This window comes from Gloeocapsopsis crepidinum LEGE 06123 (assembly GCF_015207655.1).
Classification (GTDB): Bacteria; Cyanobacteriota; Cyanobacteriia; order Cyanobacteriales; family Chroococcidiopsidaceae; genus Gloeocapsopsis; species Gloeocapsopsis crepidinum.
This window is the reverse complement of record NZ_JADEWN010000014.1, coordinates 1-22,229: the sequence shown is the minus strand read 5'-3', so window position 1 is coordinate 22,229 and position 22,229 is coordinate 1. Positions and strand designations below refer to the sequence as shown.

At 42.8% G+C, this 22,229-nt stretch carries 16 protein-coding genes; 2 read left to right on the top strand and 14 right to left on the bottom strand.

Translation table 11 applies throughout. From position 1 onward, the window contains the following. Positions 1-4: 4 nt before the first annotated feature. From IQ230_RS07875 to ligA, 10 genes are all read right to left on the bottom strand, one after another. On the bottom strand, positions 5-1,018 hold the full coding sequence (locus tag IQ230_RS07875; RefSeq protein ID WP_193931471.1) for a phosphotransferase: 1,014 nt from the start codon (positions 1,016-1,018) through the stop codon (positions 5-7). 10 nt (positions 1,019-1,028) lie between these two features. Then, positions 1,029-2,312 (bottom strand): aminoglycoside phosphotransferase family protein, encoded by a 1,284-nt coding sequence (locus IQ230_RS07870; protein WP_193931470.1) that lies wholly within the window; start codon positions 2,310-2,312, stop codon positions 1,029-1,031. After that, the gene (locus tag IQ230_RS07865) at positions 2,299-4,143 is read right to left on the bottom strand and encodes an ABC transporter ATP-binding protein (protein ID WP_193931469.1); all 1,845 of its coding nucleotides are present in this window, start codon (positions 4,141-4,143) and stop codon (positions 2,299-2,301) included. The genes IQ230_RS07870 and IQ230_RS07865 overlap by 14 nt, the downstream gene beginning before the upstream one ends. Before the next feature lie 3 nt (positions 4,144-4,146). Continuing rightward, positions 4,147-5,316, bottom strand: a complete 1,170-nt coding sequence (locus IQ230_RS07860) for a glycosyltransferase family 4 protein (protein WP_193931468.1) — start codon at positions 5,314-5,316, stop codon at positions 4,147-4,149. After that, complete coding sequence (locus tag IQ230_RS07855; RefSeq protein WP_193931467.1) at positions 5,316-6,545, bottom strand: glycosyltransferase; 1,230 nt, start codon at positions 6,543-6,545, stop codon at positions 5,316-5,318. The genes IQ230_RS07860 and IQ230_RS07855 overlap by 1 nt, the downstream gene beginning before the upstream one ends. An 18-nt stretch (positions 6,546-6,563) precedes the next feature. Next, positions 6,564-7,925 (bottom strand): glycosyltransferase family protein, encoded by a 1,362-nt coding sequence (locus IQ230_RS07850; protein ID WP_228054680.1) that lies wholly within the window; start codon positions 7,923-7,925, stop codon positions 6,564-6,566. A gap of 212 nt (positions 7,926-8,137) precedes the next feature. Next, a complete protein-coding gene (locus IQ230_RS07845) occupies positions 8,138-8,803 on the bottom strand; it encodes a response regulator transcription factor (protein ID WP_193931466.1) in 666 nt (221 codons plus the stop codon). After that, the gene (locus tag IQ230_RS07840; protein ID WP_228054679.1) at positions 8,775-10,232 is read right to left on the bottom strand and encodes a sensor histidine kinase; all 1,458 of its coding nucleotides are present in this window, start codon (positions 10,230-10,232) and stop codon (positions 8,775-8,777) included. Before IQ230_RS07840 ends, IQ230_RS07845 begins: the two co-directional genes overlap by 29 nt. A 374-nt stretch (positions 10,233-10,606) precedes the next feature. After that, complete coding sequence (locus IQ230_RS07835; protein ID WP_193931465.1) at positions 10,607-12,073, bottom strand: glycosyl hydrolase family 57; 1,467 nt, start codon at positions 12,071-12,073, stop codon at positions 10,607-10,609. 41 nt (positions 12,074-12,114) lie between these two features. Further along, on the bottom strand, positions 12,115-14,157 hold the full coding sequence (gene ligA, locus IQ230_RS07830; protein WP_228054682.1) for an NAD-dependent DNA ligase LigA: 2,043 nt from the start codon (positions 14,155-14,157) through the stop codon (positions 12,115-12,117). Between the two features lie 178 nt (positions 14,158-14,335). Between ligA and IQ230_RS07825 the strand changes: the two genes are divergently transcribed. Then, positions 14,336-14,632, top strand: a complete 297-nt coding sequence (locus IQ230_RS07825; RefSeq protein WP_193931464.1) for a hypothetical protein — start codon at positions 14,336-14,338, stop codon at positions 14,630-14,632. Between the two features lie 7 nt (positions 14,633-14,639). Here the strand turns inward: IQ230_RS07825 and IQ230_RS07820 are convergent, their stop codons facing one another. Together IQ230_RS07820 and IQ230_RS07815 are read right to left on the bottom strand one after the other, a co-directional pair. Continuing rightward, positions 14,640-16,364, bottom strand: coding sequence for a sensor histidine kinase (locus tag IQ230_RS07820; RefSeq protein WP_193931463.1), 1,725 nt, complete (start codon positions 16,362-16,364; stop codon positions 14,640-14,642). A gap of 182 nt (positions 16,365-16,546) precedes the next feature. Further along, entirely contained in the window at positions 16,547-16,774 is a 228-nt protein-coding gene (locus IQ230_RS07815; protein WP_099700732.1) for a hypothetical protein, read from the bottom strand. Between the two features lie 457 nt (positions 16,775-17,231). On the opposite strand from IQ230_RS07815, the gene lepA reads away from it, so the two are divergent. Next, on the top strand, positions 17,232-19,043 hold the full coding sequence (lepA, locus tag IQ230_RS07810; protein WP_193931462.1) for a translation elongation factor 4: 1,812 nt from the start codon (positions 17,232-17,234) through the stop codon (positions 19,041-19,043). A gap of 118 nt (positions 19,044-19,161) precedes the next feature. On the opposite strand, the gene IQ230_RS07805 is transcribed toward lepA, so the two are convergent. After that, on the bottom strand, positions 19,162-20,976 hold the full coding sequence (locus tag IQ230_RS07805; RefSeq protein WP_193931461.1) for an ABC transporter ATP-binding protein: 1,815 nt from the start codon (positions 20,974-20,976) through the stop codon (positions 19,162-19,164). Between the two features lie 111 nt (positions 20,977-21,087). Further along, positions 21,088-22,080, bottom strand: a complete 993-nt coding sequence (locus IQ230_RS07800) for a sucrase ferredoxin (RefSeq protein ID WP_193931460.1) — start codon at positions 22,078-22,080, stop codon at positions 21,088-21,090. Between the last annotated feature and the right edge of the window lie 149 nt (positions 22,081-22,229).

Below are 22,229 nucleotides of genomic sequence, written 5' to 3'. Positions count from 1 at the left end.
GTTCTCACACATAATGAGAGGCTACAGACCTTTGTTCGCAAAGTTCTAAGAGTGTCTCTGTAAATTTTTGCCGTTCAGGAAATAGCGTACTAATGTAAATATGTCGCGCTAACGTCAGGGTTTTATACGCCTGGATGGCGACATGAGTTGCAGTACTAGATAGACGAGTAAATTCAGCGATCGCCGCTTCTTCTCGATCTATTAAAGCATCTGCATTGCCTAGAGTACGCAAGCTTTGTTCAGTTACATGTGCAATAAAGTTGCCAATATCCAAACTCGGATCGCCAAGACAATAAAGATCCAAATCAAGCAAGTAAATGCGATCGCCTGCAACTAAAACTTGATCGGGGTAAAAATCGCGATGAATGCCACTATTTTCTAACTCTGGCGTCGCAGTACCGAGGCGATCGCAAGCTACAAGTAACCTCTCGATACGTTGTGACAAATGCGGATATAGTTGCACTACCTTCAACAGGCGATCGTGCAAAATCTGTAGTTCATCTGCCATTGTATGGCTGCGGCGAGGAACAATATTTGCCTGATGTAGCTTATGCGCGGCTTGGGCAATGTGCTGTGATAAGGCAATACCGTCAGGTTGTAGTAGTAAATTCGTAGCAACTGTACCAGCAACTTTACGCTGTAGCCACATTTGAAATTGGGGAATTGCCCCGATGGGTTCAGGAACCGAAATGCGATCGCCACTCTTGGCATCAAAACCATTGTGCCAGAGTAATTGCAGCAGACGATAGGTACAAAGATCGAGTCCCTTCGCACGGGTTTTGCCAATTAACGTGACAACTGATTGATTTTCAACAACATCATATTCAATCAAACACCGACGCCCTGGCTTATAGCGAATGACGCGAATCGCTTGTAGTTTTATCGGGTGCGTGTTTTGCCACAGTGAAAGCCGATCGAACTGCTGTTGGACGACTTCAGGATGCAATGCTTGTGTTAAAAATGGCATTTTTGCATCACGGACAACATCAAAGGGATCGATAACTGAAATGGTACTCATACACCTCCTGTTATGCTGATTGAGGTGTGCTTAATGGCTGTAAAATTGTCTCAACCTGCTGTAAAATCATCACAGTTTTTTCATCCCAATTTGGTTCGCGATAGCGAAATGGCTCACACGCCAGACGAAATAAAGCGATCGCTGTGTATAACTCGATGCGGTTAAGTAGGAATGGTGCTTGATAGCTTTGTAACAATGCTTCCTTAATACGTTCTAAGCGGTATGATGGCAAGTTAACGCGTAATTTGTCATATTCTAATCGAGCAACAAATGAGCCTAAATCAGCTGCAGGATCGCTGCGAACTGCCCGATCGAAGTCGAGAAAGGTCACATTATTTTCTCCTAATAATATTTGTTCGGCGTTAAAGTCACCATGAATTGGAATTGTTAGCTGAGGTAGTGATAGTAATTGTTCTGTAAATTGTTGTGCTAAATTCTGAGCTAAATCAGCGATTTGAGGATGAATAAAGCTTAAATCGGCAGCAATCGACAATAAACTTTGTGCTTCAGCGTTACGGCTAAGAATATTTAAGTTTGCGGGATTTTGGGCGTGAACTTCGGCTAAAGCTGCACCTGTAAGCGTAATCGTATCATAGTTAAATTGTGGCTGGGCGATCGCTTCATGCAATGGTAATTGTGGTATCCATTTAAATGCTAATAGGCGATCGCGATCTGAATAACCCAAGGTTGGTGCGACATTTAAAACTGTACCTGAATGAAATGCTTGGGCGTTTGTTTTAGCTTGCAGGAAATCTTCTTTTGTGTATGCTTTTAGCACTGCCTGAATGTTAGTATCAGTACGCAGTTGCCCTACATATCGCCTTTCTGGTTTATACCGCAAATTCAACAGTTGTGTTTTGCACAAATCAGTTGCAGACATTTTGTCTAGCAGATGCTTGCGAGTTCGCTGATCGACAAGCTGCGGCAGTTGTTTGAGATTTTTATCATTGGGGAAAAAACACACTGCAATTCCGTAAGCTTCTAAAATCACCCGACCAATACCTAACGATCCTGGTACGCTGGTTCGATTTCTAAACTTTTGTAATTTATTCCAGCTATTTGCACCAAAGGCTTTAGCATAAATCGGAACTTTGGTTCCTGCGACATTCAATTCATAAGCAACTAAACAGTTAGTTCCGCGCTTGTACCGTACATAAGTACTGCGGATTGATTGAATGTTAATTTCAGGTAGTTCTGCTTGTAGTACAGCTGCCAAAGCATCAACATCGAGTAATACCGCTAATCCTGATAATTCAGCATCGCGATGAATTAAGCTGCTATCAGCGGGTAACATGAGTTGCCTCCTGACGATTGTTGAGATCTCGTTGTGCGGCTTGTAGGTTGTATAGTTCGGCATAGCGACCGTTTGCTTGCATCAGTTCTTGATGCGTGCCGCGTTCTAAAATGCGTCCGTTTTCGACATAAAGAATCAAATCAGCACGCGCTGCTAGATAAAGATCGTGGGCGATCGTGAAAGTCGTTTTACCCCAAGCCAGTCTTTCTAAAGCTTCGACAACAACTTGCTCATTTTCTTGATCTAAACCTGTTGTCGGTTCATCCAAAATGAGAATTGGTGCTTGACGCACAGCTGCGCGGGCGATCGCAATTCGTTGTCGCTGTCCGCCAGAAAGTGTAACCCCGCGTTCGCCTACTAGAGTATCGTAGCCTTGCGGGAGATTTTGAATGAAGTCATGCGCATTCGCAACTTTTGCCGCAGTAATGATTTCCTCAGGTGTAGCATCGGGCGAACCATAGGCGATGTTTTCCCAAATACTTCCGGCGAATAACAAACTCTCTTGCAACACCACACTAACTTGCGCCCGCAGTGATGTCGCTGTATATTCGCGAATATCATGTCCATCAATCAGTACGCGACCGCGATCTGGGTCATAAAGCCGCAGGATTAAGCTGGTTAATGTTGATTTGCCACTTCCAGAATGCCCAACTAAAGCAACTTGCTGACCAGGGGCGACACTAAAATCAATATCTTTGAGTGTGGGGTGTCCTGGTTCATAGGCAAACGTGATGTTTTCAAATTGAACATAACCCTGGAATGGCGGTGCAGGTTTTGCGCCTGGAAGGTTTTGAACTTCGGGTTTTTGGTCAAGTAAGTCAATAATGCGTTCGCCTGCGGCAGTTCCTTTGGCGAGTCTTCCGGTATATTTGGCAAAGTCTTTGACAGGTTTAAAAGCGTTTTTTAAGTAAGATAAGAAAACCAGCAAGTCACCAGGCGTCAGCGCATTACTCAAAACTAATTGCGCACCGCGTCCTAAAACAATTGCAGTTGAGATCGCAATTAACAGATCGACGGTTCGTTCTAAACTTGCTTCTAACCGCTTAGCTTTCACGCCATCTTTTAAGCTTTTGTGACTTTGACCTGAAAAAGTCTGTGCAAAGGTTTCTTCTAACGACAGCGTTTTGACAATTTTAATTGCGCTGATTGATTCAGCAGCAGTTGCAGCCATTGCGCCTTCTCGTTGACGTTGTTTGCGCGAGACATCGCGAATTCGGCTACTTAACCTTGCTGTAGCAATGTAGAACAATGGAACAGTCAGAAGTGCCAGCAGCATCAATTCAAGATGCAACCAGAACATCAATGCTACCATTCCCACCAAAATCAACGCATTACCTAGTAGAGGCAAAAACGCGGTGACAATAACATCTTTAAGTAAGCCAATGTCACTGATGACTCGAATCGTTAGTTCGCCACCTTTAGCTTTCGTGTGAAACGACAGCGATAAACTCTGCAAGTGGCGATATAAATCATTGCGTACCTCAGTGAGAACGCGGTTTCCCGTCAAGGCAAAACCTACGGTACTACCATATGCCGCAAGCGATCGCAGCCCAGTCACTAACACAAGTCCTAATGCCGACAGCCATAACAGTGTCGTTGGCGTCAGATTATCAATCCAAGCAATCCCTGATGCTTCGCCTGTAGGATCAATCACGCGGTCAAACACGAACTTCAAGGGCCAAGGTTCTAGAAGTCGCAACCCCACTTCAGCAAGGAGTGCCAACAACGATCCAATCACTAACGCTTGCTGTTTTTGAATATATGGTTGAAAGCGCTGTAAAATCTGCCAAAATCCTGGCACAATTTCTTGTATTTTCTGCGGACGACCCATCGATTAACTGACCTCCACAACCGAAGAACTCACTAAACGAAGTGTCTGTTGCACGACGACATCCCACGTATGATTTTCCAATACAGTCTTTCTTGCCGCCTGACCTAAGCGCGATCGCAGTTCTGGTTGCAGTCGTAGTTGATAAAGAAGTGCAGCTAACTGTAATACATCACCTGGCGCACACAAAAGTCCATTTACGCGATTTTGAAGCAAGCGCGAGATTTGCCCAATATCAGTGGCAACAATGGGCAGTCCTGCTGCCATATATTCATAAACTTTCAACGGCGAAAAGTAAAAGTGCGACTGGTGGACATAAGGTGCAACTGCAACATCCATTGAGGCAAGTAATCCTGGAATTTGTGCGGCGGTAACAGCGCCTGTCAGGTGGACTGCTTGAGTTAAACGGCGAGTTGCTAGGTTTTGTAGTACTTCGTCTTTTGTTGGTCCATCTCCAACAATCAACAGCCGAGTTGTATTATCAGCACCATATAAAATATTAAATGCTTCAATCAACGTCTCTAAACCATGCCACGGCTTCATTGTTCCAACAAAACCTACTGTAAAGACATCATTAGGTGTCGGAAGTGATGGATTGAGATTGACGGGAAAGCGGTCAGGATTCACACCATTGGGGATAACATGAATTCGTCCTTGTGCCACAGGGTAACTTGCCAAATAATCCGCTACTCCTTGCGAGACTGCAACCAAAGCGGTGGCTGCGCCAAAAACTCGCTGTGCAACTTCATACGCGGCTTCATGGTTCACTAATCCCCGATGCTGCGCGTGTTCTTCAATTAATGGTGCATTGACTTCTAATATTCCTGGAATTTTTGCGGCATTGGCGTACTCCATTGCGGTAAAACTCCACAGCGAGTAACGTTCGTAAAATAAGTCAAACTCACTGCTGTTTTCTAGGGCTAAACGTAGGTCGAGGTTTATTGAGAGTGCTGCTGTTTCGCGTTGCGCGCGATCGCCTTTGGGTAACTTCGGTAATTGATGAACGGTAACTTTTGCTAAATCTTGTGGTGGTTCTCCACCTAAGCGCGTTGTAAATAACTCGACTTGATGTCCTTGTTTAAGTAATGCTCGAATAACTTCTTGAACGTGAATTGAGCAACCTTTACAACCAAATACAGGAACTCCTGGATCGGCACAAACATAAGCAATTCGCATTATCCTACCTCCTGCATTGCTTCAACGGGTGCTGCCCGAAAAATTGTGCGTAAATGTGCAGCATTGCAGTGAATATCAAAATTTGCCTCGATTAATTTCCGTGCTTGGGTGGCTAGTTGTACGCGCAATTGAGCGTCAGTGAGTAACTTTTCTAGTGCCTTGGCAAGTGCGATCGCATCATGTTGCGCTACCATCAATCCTGTTTCTTGATGCCGCAGTACTTCGGGAATCCCTGTAACGTCTGTAGAAATACAAGGCGTACCTAAAGCCATTGCTTCGAGTAATACAGTTGGTATGCCGTCACGGTTACTGTCTGTACCAACAACACAAGGCGCAGCTAACACCGCAGCCGATTGCACAATATCGATGATTTCACTCTGCGGACGAGGACCGATTAATTCTACATAAGATTGCAGATTTAAGGCTTCAATTTGTGCGGATAAGTTTTCTCTTAAATCTCCTGCACCAACGATATGACACTCAAACTCATAACCACGACTACGCAGAAGATCGCAGGCTTCAATTAAATAGGTAAATCCTTTTTTCTCAATCAATCTCCCAATGGCAATAATCCGCAGTGGGCGATTTTGAGGCGATGCATAGGTAAATTGATTTAAATCCAAACCGTTGTATATCCGTTGAACTTTTGCTGCTGCTTGTCCGTAGGTTTCGTTTAAATAGTTGAGATTATAATCGCTGATTGTGACAACTGCTGCCGCATCGCTGAGCTTGCGTTCCACATCATCTGGTTGTACGCTCTCATGAAAGATATCTTTGGCGTGCGCTGTGAATGTATAAGGAATTTCCGCAAAATGACTAGCAAGTCGCGCTACTGTTGTTGCTGAAGTGCCAAAATGTGCGTGTAGATGTGCAATTCCTCTAGTCCGCGCTTCACAGGCAAGCATAATCGCCTGATGTACGTCATGAACATCTTCGCCCCGCGCGATCGCAAGTTTGCTCCATAAATCTGGTAAAACGGCGCTTGCTTGTTCTAACACTGCCCATAAAGTACTGCCCCGCAGATCGTGCGATAACAAATACTTTACAGGTGCTCTTACTTCAGATATAATGTTTTGAAAATATGCATCTACCGGAGGGCGTAAAGCAAGAATTTCGATTGCTAGTCCGGCAGCTTCATGTGCTAAGATTTCTGAGACAACAAAAGTTTCAGAATAACGAGGATACCGCTTTAATACGTACCCTACCTTAAAAGTATCATTTAAAGACATATTAAATTGATTCTCCTGTTACGAAGCTCGGCTTTGTGCCTCTGAAGAGCGCGTCACTAGCTCACTTAATAAATATGGCAAGCGCTCTAGACCATTGAGATCGACCGATTGTTTTGGCTGCGGTTGCTGATGTTGTGCCAGCCATGCGGCGATCGCTTGAGGATTGACATCGTTGGGATGAAGTAAGTCGGTCAAACCTAGCTCGTAAAGGCGTTGTGCTCGAATCAGTTGTTCAGTCCGAGGCTGAACTCGCGGGACGATGAGCGATCGCTTACCAAAAGATAGCAACTCACAAGTCGTGTTATACCCACCCATCGCAACGACACAATCTGCATGATGTAGTAGTTGAGTTGGTTCAGCGACATCTAATACTCGCAGTCGCGGACACATTTGTGCTTTCTGATGTAGTTGTTGCCGTACTTGTTGCGGCATAAAAGGTCCTGTGACAATGATGCCATTTGTGTTGGGAGGTAATATTGCATTGACAAAGGCTTTGGCAAGATAAGCTCCATCTTGCCCACCTCCTACCAAACAGAGTGCCAAACGACCAGGTGGTAATTCTAGACTTGCGAGTAATTCATCAGTCTGAGATTGATTAAACTGAAGGCGTTGACGTTGGTCAAAATAGCCTGTGTAGCGAACTTTTTTGGCAACTTCAGGAGAAAAGTTGTACTCGTGTACAGGATCGTAAACAGTTGGATCTCCGTAAACCCACACTGCATCATAATATTTACAAATAGCTTCTTCGTTGGCAGCGCGTTGCCATTCGCGGTGTACTATTGCTGGAGCATCTAGAACATCACGTAACCCTAGTACGCAGTGTGTCTGTTCCCTACTTTTGAGATACTCTAAAGCAGAATTCAGTTCACCAACTGCACCTCGTGGGACATTATCTACAATAAAGACATCCGGCTTAAATGCTGCGAGTGCCGCCCGAATCGTTTGAGAGCGCAATGCAATGATATCTTGTAATGGCAATTCTATCCGTCGTGACTGATACTTGCCATCTACCTGCTTGCGCAGTGCTGGAAGTGATAAATAATCGATTCCTGGGGGAATATCAAAGGTACTAGCTTCTCCCATCCCAGTAATCAACAAAATTGACGCTTGCAATGAGGATTTTGCGAGAGTTTGGGCAATAAGCAAGTTACGGCACTTGTGACCAAGACCCATTGTGTCATGCGAATAAAGCGCAATGTGTAGCTTTCGTGTATTCGTGCTATTGTCCTGCTGATTGTCGTAATTTTGGCGTTGCAGCGGTATTAACCGACAACCTTCCTTGATAGTAGCTACGGTGTTTATCGTAATTCCTTTGTTGATGGAACCGATAGTATAGTTATCCCACTGTCGCTTCCGGTTATTCTTAGGTGACATTCTCATAACTGTTCCTCCCCCACATGAGAGCTTGAAGCGTTTATGTCAAATGCATCTACCAACCTGAAACCAAGTCAGGGAAGATGTTTTGTGAGACTTATCCTTACTCGAGTCATCAACTTTAAAAAAAGATTATTTGCTGTTTAAGATCACATTAAGAATAACTTTCATGTATCTAATTTTGCATGAAATATTGATGAGAAAAGATGAGAAAGCTCTCATTCTCGTAAACGATACCCAATTCCTCTAACGGTTTCAATCAATTTGTTACCGAGCTTTTTACGGAGATAGCCGATATAAACATCAACAATATTTGAATTAGGCTCGTAGTCATAGCCCCAAACATGATTGAGTAAATCTTCGCGACTGATGACTTCTCCTGGATGACGCATCAACATCTCTAGCAACGTAAACTCTCGGATGGGTAACTCAACGAGGCGCTTTGCAACTTGCACCTGACGTTTGCGCAAGTCAAGCACAATATTGCCAACCTGCAGTAGCATTTCCTCTTTTTGTGGCGAGTGAGTTTTACGCAACTGCACCCTAACCCGCGCGATCAGTTCTTCGAGACGAAACGGCTTTGTGATATAGTCATCGGCACCAGCTTCAAGTCCGGCGACTTTATCTTGGACATCATCAAAAGCTGTCAAAATTATAATAGGTAGCTGTTCGCCGCGATCGCGAATTTCTTCTAGCACTTTTAAGCCATGTTTTCCAGGAAGCACTAGATCGAGTAGCATGACATCAAAATCTTGGCTGCGAGCTAGATACGCTGCTCCGTTACCATCTTCTACAACAGTGGTTGCAAATCCGTTAGCTTCTAAACCTTTCTTAAGAAAGGCAGAAATTCGCGGTTCATCTTCGGCGATGAGAATACGGTTCATTTGATACGACTTCTTGGGGCGGTTCGAGTGGGATAACAACGGTAAAGGTGGAACCAACACCTGGGTAACTGTGTAGTTTTACGTAACCTCCATGTGCTTTAGCGATCGCCTCTACAATAGATAATCCTAACCCAGCTCCTTCAGAACGCCTTCTACTATGAGTAGCACGAGCAAACCGCTTAAGAATACGTTCTTGATCTGCAAGATTGATACCAACTCCTGTATCGCGAACCCAGAAATGAGTGCGATCGCCAACTAGCGATACTCCAATTTCAATTAAACCGTCCTCTGTAGTATGTTCGACAGCATTTCTAATTAAATTCATCATAACTTGAGTTAGCCGCTGACGATCTGCAACAATGCGGATCGAGGTTTTTGCTTCTAAATGCCAATTTCGCTTAGCTAACGCAATTGCTTTTGCATAAACTTCTTCTACAAATTTTTGAACATCTACTAACTCTACATTCAAAAAATCTAGTCTTTCTGCTCTTGCAAGTAAGAGTAAGTCCCCAACAAACCGACTCATACGGTTTAGTTCATCACTGACTAATGCTAGTGTTTCGTGCTGTTCTTGTGGGCGATCGCTTAAGAGTTCTAAATTTCCTTGAATAATTGTCAAAGGAGTCTGTAACTCATGACTAGCATCGTTAATAAAATCCCTTTGGCTAGTAAAAGAAGCCTCAAGCCGATCGAGCATTTCATTGAAAGTCATCGTTAATTCGGCAATTTCATCTTCTCCTTTAACTGGAATTCGCTGACTTAAATTTTGATCGAAATCAGTAATTGAGCGAGCAGTTTCAGTTAGTATTTTTAATGGAGCTAAAACTTTTCCGGTAATCATCCATGCCAAAAACAAAGCAACAAAAAGTACAATAATAATCACTATTGCTGCTACAAAAACAGCTTGATTTACCTCTTGTTGCTCATTTGTAATCAAGTTAGCTACAACAAATACACCTTGCTGTTTTCCTCCATTGATGACGATTGGTTGAGCTAAATAAACAAACGTGCCTGAAGAAGTTACTAATCTATTTTGCTTAGGACGATTTAGATTTAAAAAATAACGAGTTGACTCTAATTCCTTGTACAAAACATCTGGAATAGTAACAGGACTTGTCTGATAAATCTCTCTGTCTATTATCGCAATCAAGTATTCATTATCGTCTGGAACATTACGAGATAAAAAAACTCGCAAAATCGCTGCTACATCATCACCAAAAAGATCTCCTGTAACTGGGTTTCTTCCATCAACTAATCGATTAACTTCTTCCACCTCTTGTAAAAGCGAGGCTTCAACTCGTTGTTCTAATAAAGTATAAAGAATATGGCGAATGGTTAAGACAGAAGCAATGACAGAGAATATCATTAAGACAGCTAGCCAAGCTAAAATGCGTGTTTTCGCACTTACTAAAAATTGACGCCAATTCATATCTATCTATAAATACTTACAAACGAATTTAACTATAAGTAATTAGCAATAAAAATGAGTGACAATAAACATAAATTGAAAGCACATCAAGAGTTCTAAATGTTGGGTTTTGAATCTATATCAGTAAAATTAGAAATTATTTAAGTTTCGAGCTTTTTCAAATCATAATTTTCTATCAATTATTAACCAAAAACTAACATTAAAAAGTCTGGCATAGCACTCTAATTGAGTTGTATTTTTTGGAAAATAACTACATTAAATTAGTCTTCCTGTAGGGTAGATGCACAGTAGCAAAGAGAAGAGAAAAAAGAGCCTTACGAACGATTTAGGAATGTTATGCGTAATTTCCCCCACTTACTTAACAATCTATCAAACTAAAAATTGGTATTGATTACTGATGTTCCTTGATTGTAAATTGTTCGAGCATAATCTGTCCAAGTTCCTTGTCCCCAGTAGCGGAAACAGCTTGTTTGCAAAAGTAAGTTATGTAATAAAGCTTGACGATATTGTGGCTGTTTTGTATCTACATCTGTGCTATCAACTTTTTCATGAAATAAAGCACTCAATTGATTCATTGGACTCAAAACATTTTCGTATCCTGCTACCCAACTGATATGATTTGTCCAAGAAGCTCCATCAATGTGAAAGTTTGGGTTAGCTCGCTTAATCTCGTCAATGGCATTGGCTACGTTATCAGGATTTAAGTTATCTTGCACTCTTTGCCAAATTTGATGTTGACCTGCAGCTTGACACGTTGGATAATTTTCAGGTTGACAACCAGCAGCCGCAATTAGTTCTAAATATTCTGTACCAGTTAATCCAACAACGCTACTTTCTTGCTCGTACCATACTTTTTTAAACGCTGAGGGAAATTCATTCATCATCACGCCACCATTCTCCCCATCTGCGATTTGTGTCACCAGGGGGGGGATAGAAACTGAACCTAGACTTTGCCGAGATAATGTTTTTGCTTCGTAGTAAGGTTGCATTTGCCCGACTAATTTTGTATCAGAGCCTTGTGTTTTAATTAATGCAGTAATACTTAAAGTTTCACCATTAGAATTACGCGCAATCAAGCGATGTGGAAGATGTTTAAATTGCAGTGGTTCTCCAGTTAATGTTTCTACAGTATGCTCTTGAACAATGAGCCAACGATATCCGCATTCAAGAAGCGCTTTGATAAATTGATACAGTGTATCAGGGTGATTAGGTAAGTGCATTTCTGGAGGAGAAAAACCTTTCACTCTTGCTAAGGCTTCCCAACCAAAAATTGCAGCAAAATGATGTTGCCAAGCTTGAATATGCAACTTAATATCAGGAATTGGAGTTGAAGGAACAACGCTATGACTCCACATTGTTCCTAGCCATTCGACATACGGTTGGTAAGCGCGATCGCATGTAATGCGTTTGAGATTCTCCAAAATATCGCCACCCCCCATTTGTTGCAAGCCCCACAACAAATTGCCAGAGTAATCTAACATGACACGCGGATTGCGCCCTTGACTGACTAATTCAGGGATAAAATCAGCCATGCGGCTATAACAGTAGCTAAAAGGACCTGCATTGTGATTATCACCTTCTTGAGGATGTTCAAACATATATTGCAGGTTGCTTATGAGTTTTCCATCAACTCCAGCAGGGATAGTAGGCTGATGCATATGCAGTGCGATCGCAAAAGCTGCTTGGACTTCCTCTAATCGAATGTTCGTTGTTGGTAAAAAAATCGGTTCTTGATGCTGTACTACTGCTGCAACTTCATTTTCCCAGCCAGAAATATTAGGTAATCCATCAATTGTTTCTGCTAGTAATGGTAGTTGAGTAGACTTTATTGAGGAAATCATTCTTATATTTGCCTGCTAAAAATTACAGAAAATATCTTGATTCAAGACAGTAATTCCAAAAATTCTGCCTCAGATAAACAAGTAATATTTAATTGTTGCGCTTTCTCTAACTTAGAACCTGCGGCTTCTCCAACAACCACATAATCAGTTTTTTTGCTCACAGACTCTGTTACTTTACCACCAGCATTTTGAATTAATGCTTTAGCTTCATCACGCTTTAAAGTTGGTAGTGTACCAGTGATGACAAATGTTTTACCACTTACTGAAGTCTTAACTTCGGTTACTGGTATTGTATCTTTTTGTGCTAATTGTAACTCTGCAGCTTGCAGTCTTTCAATTAAAGCTTGATTGGCTGGAATACGGAACCACTGATGCACTGATTGGGCAATTTCTGCGCCAATGCCATATACTGCGGCAATATCTTCTGGGGTAGCAGTGGCTAACTTGTCTACTGTGGGAAAGTGTTGAGTTAAAGTCTGCGCATTCACACTACCAACATGACGAATGCCTAATCCATATAATACCCTTGACCAAGGTTGTGTTTTAGATTGAGCGATCGCCTGTAATAATTTTTCTGCAGATTTTTTGCCCATACGTTCTAGCGCTTGCAACTGTGTCGCGGTTAAGTCGTACAAATCTGCAACTGAATGTACTAATTCTCGATGAACTAATTGTTGCACCAACTTTTCGCCCATACCGGTAATATCCATAGCATCGCGGCTTACCCAGTGTTCAATTGCCCCTTTAAGAATTGCGGGACACGAAGCATTTACACAGCGCGTTACAGCTTCACCTTCAGGACGAATGACCGGTTGAGTGCATACCGGACAATGCGTTGGCATTTGGAAAGGTTGGGCATCAGCAGGACGCAGTTCAGTTAATACTCGCACGACTTCAGGAATAATTTCTCCAGCTTTGCGGACAATCACTGTATCACCAACGCGAATATCAAGTTGCGTGACGCGATCGCTATTATGTAATGTTGCTCGCGAGACTGTAGTTCCTGCTAACTCTACAGGGCGCATCTGGGCGAGTGGTGTTAATGCCCCTGTTCTTCCCACATTAACAGCGATATTTTCGACACGGGTAGGTGCTTCTTGGGCAGGATATTTGAGGGCGATCGCCCAACGCGGAAACTTTTGAGTAAAGCCTAATTGTTCTTGTAAGGCAAACAAGTTAATTTTGACAACGACACCATCTGTGAGGTAAGACAAATTCAATCGCTCAGTATCCCAATCTTCATAATATGCTGCAACTTCCTCTAACGTAGGACATAGTTTTCGATTGGGATTGACGCGAAAACCCATATTCTGCAACAATTCAAGTGCATCCCATTGTGTTCGTGCAATACTAGCGTCATCCATCCCTGGAATATGCAGTGTATAAGCAAAAAAATCAAGCCGCCGTTGTGCTACGATTCGCGAATCGAGTTGACGTAAAGTGCCTGCTGCTGCATTACGAGGATTAGCAAATAGCTGTTCTCCTGCATCGCGTCGTTCTTGATTCATTCGTTGAAATACTTCTAAAGGTAAAAAAGCCTCTCCCCGAACTTCTACACGACTCGGAGGATTTGCTAAATTCAAGCGTAAGGGAATCGAGCGAATAGTTCGTACGTTTTGGGTAATGTCTTCTCCTGTAACGCCATCACCGCGTGTTGCACCGCGTACCAGAACACCGTTTTCATAGGTTAAAGCTAAAGCAGAACCATCAATTTTCAGTTCACAGACGTATTCTGCAGATTCTACCTCCTTGAGTGCATGACGTTTCCAGCGTTCTTGCCAAGTCTTTAATTCATCAATGTTGAACGCATTTTCAAGACTGTAGAGAGGTACATTATGACGTACTGAGGAAAATTGCGTTGCTGGTTTTTCGCCGACGCGCTGTGTTGGGCTATCAGATGTAATTAATTCAGGGTACTGCGTTTCTAGCTGTTGTAATTCGCGGTAGAGTTGATCGTAGACTGAATCCTCCATGATAGGATCGTCCAACACGTAATAGGCATAGCTTGCTTTTTGTACGAGCTGCCGTAGTTCCTCAACACGCTGTTTAACTTCCGGTGCGATCGCTTCCACTAATCTCTCCATACTCATCTAAGGTTCCCAGCACGCTAGTGGCTAGTTGCTGATCGCTAGTCACTAGTCACTTGAATCATAAGTAATTAACCGACTTTAAAATAACTTAACAATAGTTTTTTTGTGAAACATCAAGTATCCTGCTATGTATTGATACCAAAATTGAAGTTCAACCGTTCGAGTGCGAACTATGAAGGTCTGGCTAGCTTGTTTTTTCCTACTATTTGCCCTTGCTGAATTGTTCCAATGGGCAAAACAATTTTCTTTTCCTTTACCCATTTATATTTTAGGCGGAGCATTTTTGGCGATCGCTTCTAACTATGATAAATTTGGCGGATTACGCTGGCTAACACGCGATCAATCATTAATGAATCCCGTAAATCAACCTTCTATCAGTGATTCAACTGCACAGCCTTTGAATTCGATACTTGCTGCTCATAATTCTAAACAATCAATGCATTTGTCTCGTTCCCAGGATAGTCAATAGTTTGTCACTACGCCTCAAAAGATTCTGCTGGCGTCGATACCATGACTGGTTCTTGATACAGCGGTACAGTGAATGTCACTGTAGAACCGAGTCCTTCACCCATACTGTAAAAGTTGACTGTCCCTCCCATTGCTTCTACTAGCTTCTGAGAAATCGTTAGTCCCAAACCAGTACCACCATACTGTCTTGTGCGCGAACCATCAACTTGGCTAAAAGATTGAAAGAGTTTGTCTTGTTTGTCTAGTGAGACACCAATTCCTGTATCAGCAACGCGGACTTTCACTATTCCTGGAAATTCCTGATTTTGAAAAGTAAACTTTTTGCGGACAATATCAGCACTAATTGTAATTCCGCCTTCGTGGGTAAATTTCAGTGCGTTGCTGACTAAGTTGAGTAGCACTTGCTTCAATCGTTGATAATTACCGTGCAAGATGATTTCATCTGAGGTATCGGGCTGATAAATATGGAAGCTCAAGTTTTTCTGTTCAGCTTGCGCTCTGGTAAAGTCTTCTACAGCAACAAAGAGTTCATCAAGCTTGACAGGTCCTAATTCTAGCTCCATTTTACCTGCTTCAATTTTGGCAATATCCAAGATATCGTTGATGATATCGAGCAAATGAATTGCCGAACGATATGCCTCTTGGATAAATTCTTGCTGCTCTTGAGGATCGTCTGCCATCCCCTCTAGAATTAGCTTTAAAAAGCCGATCATGCCGTTGAGAGGCGTGCGGATCTCGTGAGAGGTATTAGCAAGAAACTCGCTTTTAAGGCGGGAAGCTTCTTCGGCTTGCTGTCTTGCTTGTTCGAGTTCTTTGTAGAGAGTAGCATGAGCGATCGCTGTGCCAATTTGATCTGCTAATTCTCCGACAAGTTCTATTTCAGTGACGTTCCACTGTCGCGGACAATCTTGCTCGTGCTGATTGTTGTACAGTAAGCTAATTAAGCTATTCGGTTGATCTTGATAACAGGTAGCAACAATCAATTGTGTCTGTTGAGTGCGGGTAAGCTGATTCGTCTTCTCAATAACGATGGGTTGTAAAGTTGTCAGTGCTTGCCGAAAACTCGGTTCTTGCGCGGTCAAAACCTCTAATCCTAACATTGAAGGAGTCGGCTCAGAAACGTATTCTGCAACTGCACGTAGGTAGCCTTGTTCTGGTAGATAAGAATAGATAGTGCATTGAGTTGCTCCAAGGGCTTTGCCTAAGCTATCAACTGCTTGCTGCCAAATAATATCTAAATCTAGCGTCCGACGAATATTGCGGGCAATTTGTGTCAACAGTTTTTTGAATTCAGAAGATGTCGTCATGGAGGAATTCGCAGTTTCTACCTGTTGTAATGTTTCCCGCGATCGCCCCATGACTAAAACTGTTTTCGCCTGAGTATTAGCTGCAAATACAGGAGCAATGATAACATCTAAATAAAATAGCTTCTGTCCACAACGAAACAACAAATGGCATTGCTCAGGAACTTGACTTTGCAAGATTTGCTGAATTTTGGCTTGATAAGTCTTCTGCTCTACCGGAGTAAAAAATTCTTCAAGAGTTCCTGTTGTTTGTTGGGCGAATTCCTTTTCTGCTTGTTGCCAATAAAAAGACAAATAACAACCCTCGACATCTTGTATAAAAGCTAACTCTGCACCTAGTGCTGATAGCGAAGTCGAAAAGCTCCTGTCGAGCGATCCTAGATTGTTGGAGACAGATGACGGTTGGGAATAATTGGTGTTAACACTCATTACAGGCGCTAATTATACAAGTGGCAAGCAATATCGCTATGTCAATAATTGTTTTGAGTTTGGCACAAATTTGAGGAAATTAGGACAATATTGATGCTTAAAGAAAAACTGTTTGGCAAAAGTCGTTAATCCACTCTTGCCATGCTGGAGCTGATTTTGTTTCACTCGTTTGTTGTGAAGCTTTAATCGTTCCATTCACCCCGAGGTGGTACAGGGGTACGTCTGAAAGTCCGGCTGAGTTCATCATCACGTTGGGTTTCGCCCCGCAGCCATTGTCGAATTGCCACCTCAATCACCTTACTAGGATCGTTTGTTAAGTGCTGAATTTGCTTGACTAATTCTGGGTCTAAATGGATGGCAATTTCTACTTTGTCGGTTAAGCTTTCTGATTCGATAGCATTTTCATTCATAAGCATTGATCAAAAGTTGAAAACAAAGAACTTTACTTGCGATGGCGTTGATTAGTCCGAAAGTCATGTCAGATTCAAAAGAAGATCCACCCGCTAATGTCCATTGTACGCCCCTCAATGAAGAATACTCAAAAGCAAACATACAGATTCATGCTTCAGGCTGATAAAGTGCAGAATATAGCTTCTATCGTTTATGGCAGTGAGCAATATGATTAAGAGATTTTAAAAGCTTAGAGTCGTTGCCTCAAAAGCATTTAACCCTGACCTCTGACCCCTGACCTCTACTACTACATATACCCAATCCATAACAGTTACCATACAAATATGCACGTAGATGGAGGAGTGAACCAAAATCAATTGCCTGCAGTACAATAGCAGCGTCTTAGTTCAAAAAAGTTTAAAATGCGTTAAAGATTCCTATTTCTTAACAATATCGCTTGCCGCTAAATTAAAAAATATGACTGACGTCCCCGCAGAGCGCATTCGTAATTTCTCTATTATTGCTCACATCGACCATGGGAAATCTACCCTTGCCGATCGCTTACTGCAAACCACTGGTACAGTAGAAGTCCGGCAAATGAAAGAGCAGTTTCTCGACAACATGGACTTAGAACGGGAGCGCGGCATTACAATTAAGTTGCAAGCGGCTCGAATGAACTATCAAGCTCACGATGGTCAAAATTATGTCTTAAATCTGATTGACACTCCAGGACACGTTGACTTTTCTTATGAAGTATCTCGCAGTTTAGCGGCGTGTGAAGGTGCGTTACTTGTAGTAGATGCTTCTCAAGGGGTAGAAGCCCAAACTTTAGCCAATGTTTACCTAGCACTAGAGCATAATCTAGAAATTATCCCCGTTTTAAATAAAATAGACTTACCAGGAGCCGAACCCAACCGAGTTGCTGGGGAAATTGAAGAAATTATTGGGCTTGATTGTAGTGGGGCAATTCTGGCTTCTGCAAAAGAAGGCATTGGTATTGAGGAAATTTTAGAGGCAATTGTCCAGCGGGTGCCACCACCAAGAGATACTGTTAAAGATCCTTTACGCGCGTTGATTTTTGATAGCTACTACGACAGTTACCGAGGCGTGATTGTTTATTTCCGCGTGATGGATGGTACGGTCAAAAAAGGCGATCGCATTCGTCTAATGGCGTCACGAAAAGAATACGAAATTGACGAATTAGGCGTTCTTTCTCCGACTCAAAAACAAGTTGACGAACTTCATGCAGGGGAAGTAGGGTATCTTGCCGCCGCAATTAAAGCAGTCGCAGATGCACGGGTAGGCGACACAATCACCTTAGCACCGCAACCAGCGGCAGAACCATTACCAGGTTACACCGAAGCCAAGCCAATGGTTTTCTGTGGGATGTTTCCCATCGATGCCGATCAGTTTGAAGATTTGCGCGATGCGTTAGATAAGCTGAAACTCAACGACGCAGCTTTAAATTTTGAACCGGAAACTTCTAGTGCAATGGGTTTTGGCTTCCGTTGCGGCTTTTTGGGATTACTGCACATGGAAATTGTGCAAGAACGCTTAGAGCGCGAGTATAATCTCGATCTGATTATTACCGCCCCTTCTGTGGTTTACCGCGTCACAACTGTCAAGGGTGAGGTGCTGTATATTGATAACCCTAGTACGTTACCTGCACCCAACGAGCGCGAAAAAATTGAAGAACCGTATGTCCAAGTAGACATGATTACCCCAGAAACCTATGTTGGGACTTTGATGGAATTGTGTCAAAATCGGCGCGGTATCTTTAAAGATATGAAGTACTTGACACAAGGGCGCACGACACTAACGTACGAGTTACCACTCGCAGAAGTCGTTACTGACTTTTTCGATCAGATGAAGTCGCGATCGCGCGGTTATGCCAGCATGGAGTATCAACTTATTGGCTACCGCGAAAACCCATTGGTCAAACTTGATATTATGATCAACAGCGATCCTGTTGATTCGCTCGCCATGATTGTGCATCGTGACAAAGCCTACAATGTGGGACGGGCAATGGCAGAAAAACTCAAAGAACTTATTCCTCGCCATCAATTTAAAGTACCAATTCAAGCAGCGATCGGTAGTAAAGTAATTGCCAGCGAACATATCCCTGCTTTGCGCAAAGATGTACTTGCGAAGTGCTACGGTGGTGACATCAGCCGTAAGAAAAAGCTCTTACAGAAGCAAGCGAAAGGTAAAAAGCGCATGAAAGCTGTCGGTACTGTAGATGTACCACAAGAGGCGTTTATGGCGGTACTGCGGTTGGATCAAGCTTAGCAGAGGAGCAGGGTAGGTGGGTAGGCGGGTAGGCGGGTAGTAGGGTAGTAAAGAACAATAATAATTAAATCTCTCCCACACTCTTGCACTCCCACTCTCCTAATCTTCCACTCATTCCTCACCCCTCTTTAATAAAAGACTTAATCTCATCAAAGCTTCCCTCTGCGATGATTCTACCTGCTGCAAGGACAATAATATTGTCAGCACGGCGGAGGACAGCATGACGGTGCGAAACTGCAAGACAAGTGGGTTGCCAAGTGGATTTTGCTATTTTATCTTGAGTACTCGTAGTAAATAAACGCGACCAGACAAGTTGTTCAGTTTCTATATCAAGCGCACTGGAAAGATCGTCAAAGACGAGTAACTCTGGTTGATGAACAAACATCCGTGCTGCTGCTGCGCGTTGTAACTGTCCTCCAGAAAGTCGCATTCCTTTGGTTCCAATGACAGTTTCTACCCCTTCAGGCATGGTAGCAAGATCGCGGTCAAAGGCTGCTAGAGCGATCGCTTGTTCTATGTTTTCTTGTTGTAATCCCAGCGTGATATTTTCCTTGAGAGTACCGCTAAATAACTGCGGAACTTGTGGTGTATAAGCACTTCGAGGGGGTACAAAAAAATTAGCAGGGTCTGTAACGAGCTTTCCATTCCAATAAATTGTGCCAGCTTGTTTAGGTAATAACCCAAGTAGTACGCGTAGTAGTGTCGTTTTGCCAGCACCAATGCGACCTGTAATTACAGTAATACTACCGCGTTGTATTGTTAAATTAATATCAACAACTCCCCGATTTGTCCCAGGGTAGAAGTATGTTAAATTAACTGCCTTCAACTCATTAAGATAACTCTGCTCATCGCGGTAAGGTTGCACAACTAACGGTAGCTTGGGCTTTTGTCCCCAGAGATTATCTAAATACAACGGTTGAGGTGTAACGAGATTAGTTGCAGCAAGTACGCCATCGTCTTGTACCAATGAACCCATGCGCTCAAAAGATACTTTGGTTTGCTTGGATAGTGCCAGAAAACTTCCTAAAGAACTAATAAACTCAGTGACAAATGACAGATAGTAAACAAACAGCGCGAAGTCTCCAACACTAATTTCGATTGCACTTCTTGATAGCGCACTCACTAGCAAGATTAACCCTATGCCGAGGCTGACAAGATTCTGTAAAATTGAATTCAGGATGGCGGTAAACACTTGATCCTGCACCATTAAGCGCTGCCGTTGTTGATTGAGTTGCCGAAACTTTGCTAGTACAGGTTGTTCAGCACCTGCAACTTGAATTGCTTGCACTGAACTGAAGATTTCACCAATTAATCCTGTCACGTTTTGCGTTGCTTGGCGACTTGCACGGCGATAGCGTTTAATACGGGTTTCAGCGCGTTGAATAACAATAGCGATCGCGACTAATGGCAAAAACACAAACAAAGTTAACCACACATTGACGCTTAAAAGAATCACCAATGCGATCAGTGCGAAAACTCCTTCGCCTAAAATTTCATTAGTCCCAACGACGTTATCTTCAACTTGGGCAGCATCTTCGCGGAAATAACTCAATACTTCTCCAGGAGATACTGTATCAACTTCACGATCTGTACTTAAAGGTTGTGCCCCTGGACGTTGCAACAATTGTGCTAAAAGATTGTGGCGTAGCAGAGAACTCATCGTAAACCGATGCTGAGTTTTGGTCACGCGACCTGAAAAAATTGCCACAATTCTCGCTAACCCTGTTGCTAATAAGAATGCAATCAGTGTTTGAGGAGATAAGTTGAGTTGTGAGTTATTAGTGAGAGTATCAAAAAACTCGCGGACAAGTAAGCCTGGAATCGCGGGTAATCCCATGATGAACAGCCACAGTATAGTGTCTGCTGAATAAAGTCTTGGCGCATAAAGAATCATCCGCCAGAGAAGTTGCCAAATAGAAACAGAGTTTTTCATTCAGATAAAGACAAGGCGATCGCTACAATTCACGTCTTGATCGTGTTTAGTGGTATGTCATTTTTGTGACATTGGCGGACTTACACTTTCTCGTCAACTTATAAGTTGTAACTAAACAACTTTATCTAAGCGACTAACATGATACTGCTTCACTTCCCACAGGGGTTGATCTTTGCCTGAAGTCCACATCGTTTTAACTGTCCGATTCGCTTCAATGCGGGCTTCGTAAGCACCTGATATTGTGCCATCCGGTGAGGTAAAGTCGATACGAACCTCTGCCCAGTTAGGATAATCTTCATCGGAAGGGTCGATCGCTAGTGTTTGTCCAGTCTTGTGGTAATTAATCCAGTCCCAGCCTTCTTGCATCCAGACCTCGCGTTCAACGATTTGTTCAGCCCATCCTAATCCAGCCCAACCAACATAGAAATGATAAAGTTCAGCAACTGAACCATTGCGCTGTACTAACAGAGGTAAAATTTCAGATTTCAGGCGTCCCCAGTAGCGTCCTTCTGGAAAATCAACAAGCAGAGGCGCAAAGTTATGCGGACCAAGATGAGTGCATCGCCATACTCGCAATTGGTCACAATTAGCTGCATATTCAGAACGCATCTGGCGATAAAGCGGATAGCCAAACCGACCGCAGGCAAGATCGTAGCTGCCATGCGTACAGAGCATCATGTCTCGAATGTGACCAGTTTGTTGTCGGTAAGCATTAAACTGAGATAATTCATCAGATTGTTTCAAAAGCGCGATCGCCAATGACATCATCTCTTCATGAGGAATCAAAAATTCCCGTTTCTCAAATCTGGCAAATTTCTGAGTGGGACGTTGATAGTGCAATACGCGAGTTTGATTGGATGTTTTGTAATCGGGTGCGATCGCCATCACTCTGATACTCACTTGCTCTTGAGATAAATCTTCCGCCATTGCATAGATTGCACCAAGCTGGGGATGTTCATAAACGAAATTTCTCGCCCAGGGTTCTGCCATTTCCACAAAGAGAAAATGGTCATAGTTGCCAGCTGAACCGATTAGATCTTCACCATTAGCTTGAGAAACTTCAGAGCAGATTTGGCATTCTTTAATAATGTCAATTTGAGTCATGATTTTGTTGTAATGAGATGCTTACAGCCTATTGCAGTTTTATGAGGCACAGTAGCAACAGTGAGTAAACCAGTTTTTCAAATGCACGGGATTAATTAAATCGAGTGCAGTGGCAATGAGAAGATCAACCCTGAATGCAGTAGTTGGGG

Excerpts from the sequence above, each read along its gene's own strand:
- IQ230_RS07875 (WP_193931471.1), bottom strand. The coding sequence starts at position 1,018 with ATGAGTACCATTTCAGTTATCGATCCCTTTGATGTTGTCCGTGATGCA.
- IQ230_RS07870 (WP_193931470.1), bottom strand. The coding sequence starts at position 2,312 with ATGTTACCCGCTGATAGCAGCTTAATTCATCGCGATGCTGAATTATCA.
- IQ230_RS07865 (WP_193931469.1), bottom strand. The coding sequence starts at position 4,143 with ATGGGTCGTCCGCAGAAAATACAAGAAATTGTGCCAGGATTTTGGCAG.
- IQ230_RS07860 (WP_193931468.1), bottom strand. The coding sequence starts at position 5,316 with ATGCGAATTGCTTATGTTTGTGCCGATCCAGGAGTTCCTGTATTTGGT.
- IQ230_RS07855 (WP_193931467.1), bottom strand. The coding sequence starts at position 6,545 with ATGTCTTTAAATGATACTTTTAAGGTAGGGTACGTATTAAAGCGGTAT.
- IQ230_RS07850 (WP_228054680.1), bottom strand. The coding sequence starts at position 7,925 with ATGAGAATGTCACCTAAGAATAACCGGAAGCGACAGTGGGATAACTAT.
- IQ230_RS07845 (WP_193931466.1), bottom strand. The coding sequence starts at position 8,803 with ATGAACCGTATTCTCATCGCCGAAGATGAACCGCGAATTTCTGCCTTT.
- IQ230_RS07840 (WP_228054679.1), bottom strand. The coding sequence starts at position 10,232 with ATGAATTGGCGTCAATTTTTAGTAAGTGCGAAAACACGCATTTTAGCT.
- IQ230_RS07835 (WP_193931465.1), bottom strand. The coding sequence starts at position 12,073 with ATGATTTCCTCAATAAAGTCTACTCAACTACCATTACTAGCAGAAACA.
- ligA (WP_228054682.1), bottom strand. The coding sequence starts at position 14,157 with ATGGAGAGATTAGTGGAAGCGATCGCACCGGAAGTTAAACAGCGTGTT.
- IQ230_RS07825 (WP_193931464.1), top strand. The coding sequence starts at position 14,336 with ATGAAGGTCTGGCTAGCTTGTTTTTTCCTACTATTTGCCCTTGCTGAA.
- IQ230_RS07820 (WP_193931463.1), bottom strand. The coding sequence starts at position 16,364 with ATGAGTGTTAACACCAATTATTCCCAACCGTCATCTGTCTCCAACAAT.
- IQ230_RS07815 (WP_099700732.1), bottom strand. The coding sequence starts at position 16,774 with ATGAATGAAAATGCTATCGAATCAGAAAGCTTAACCGACAAAGTAGAA.
- lepA (WP_193931462.1), top strand. The coding sequence starts at position 17,232 with ATGACTGACGTCCCCGCAGAGCGCATTCGTAATTTCTCTATTATTGCT.
- IQ230_RS07805 (WP_193931461.1), bottom strand. The coding sequence starts at position 20,976 with ATGAAAAACTCTGTTTCTATTTGGCAACTTCTCTGGCGGATGATTCTT.
- IQ230_RS07800 (WP_193931460.1), bottom strand. The coding sequence starts at position 22,080 with ATGACTCAAATTGACATTATTAAAGAATGCCAAATCTGCTCTGAAGTT.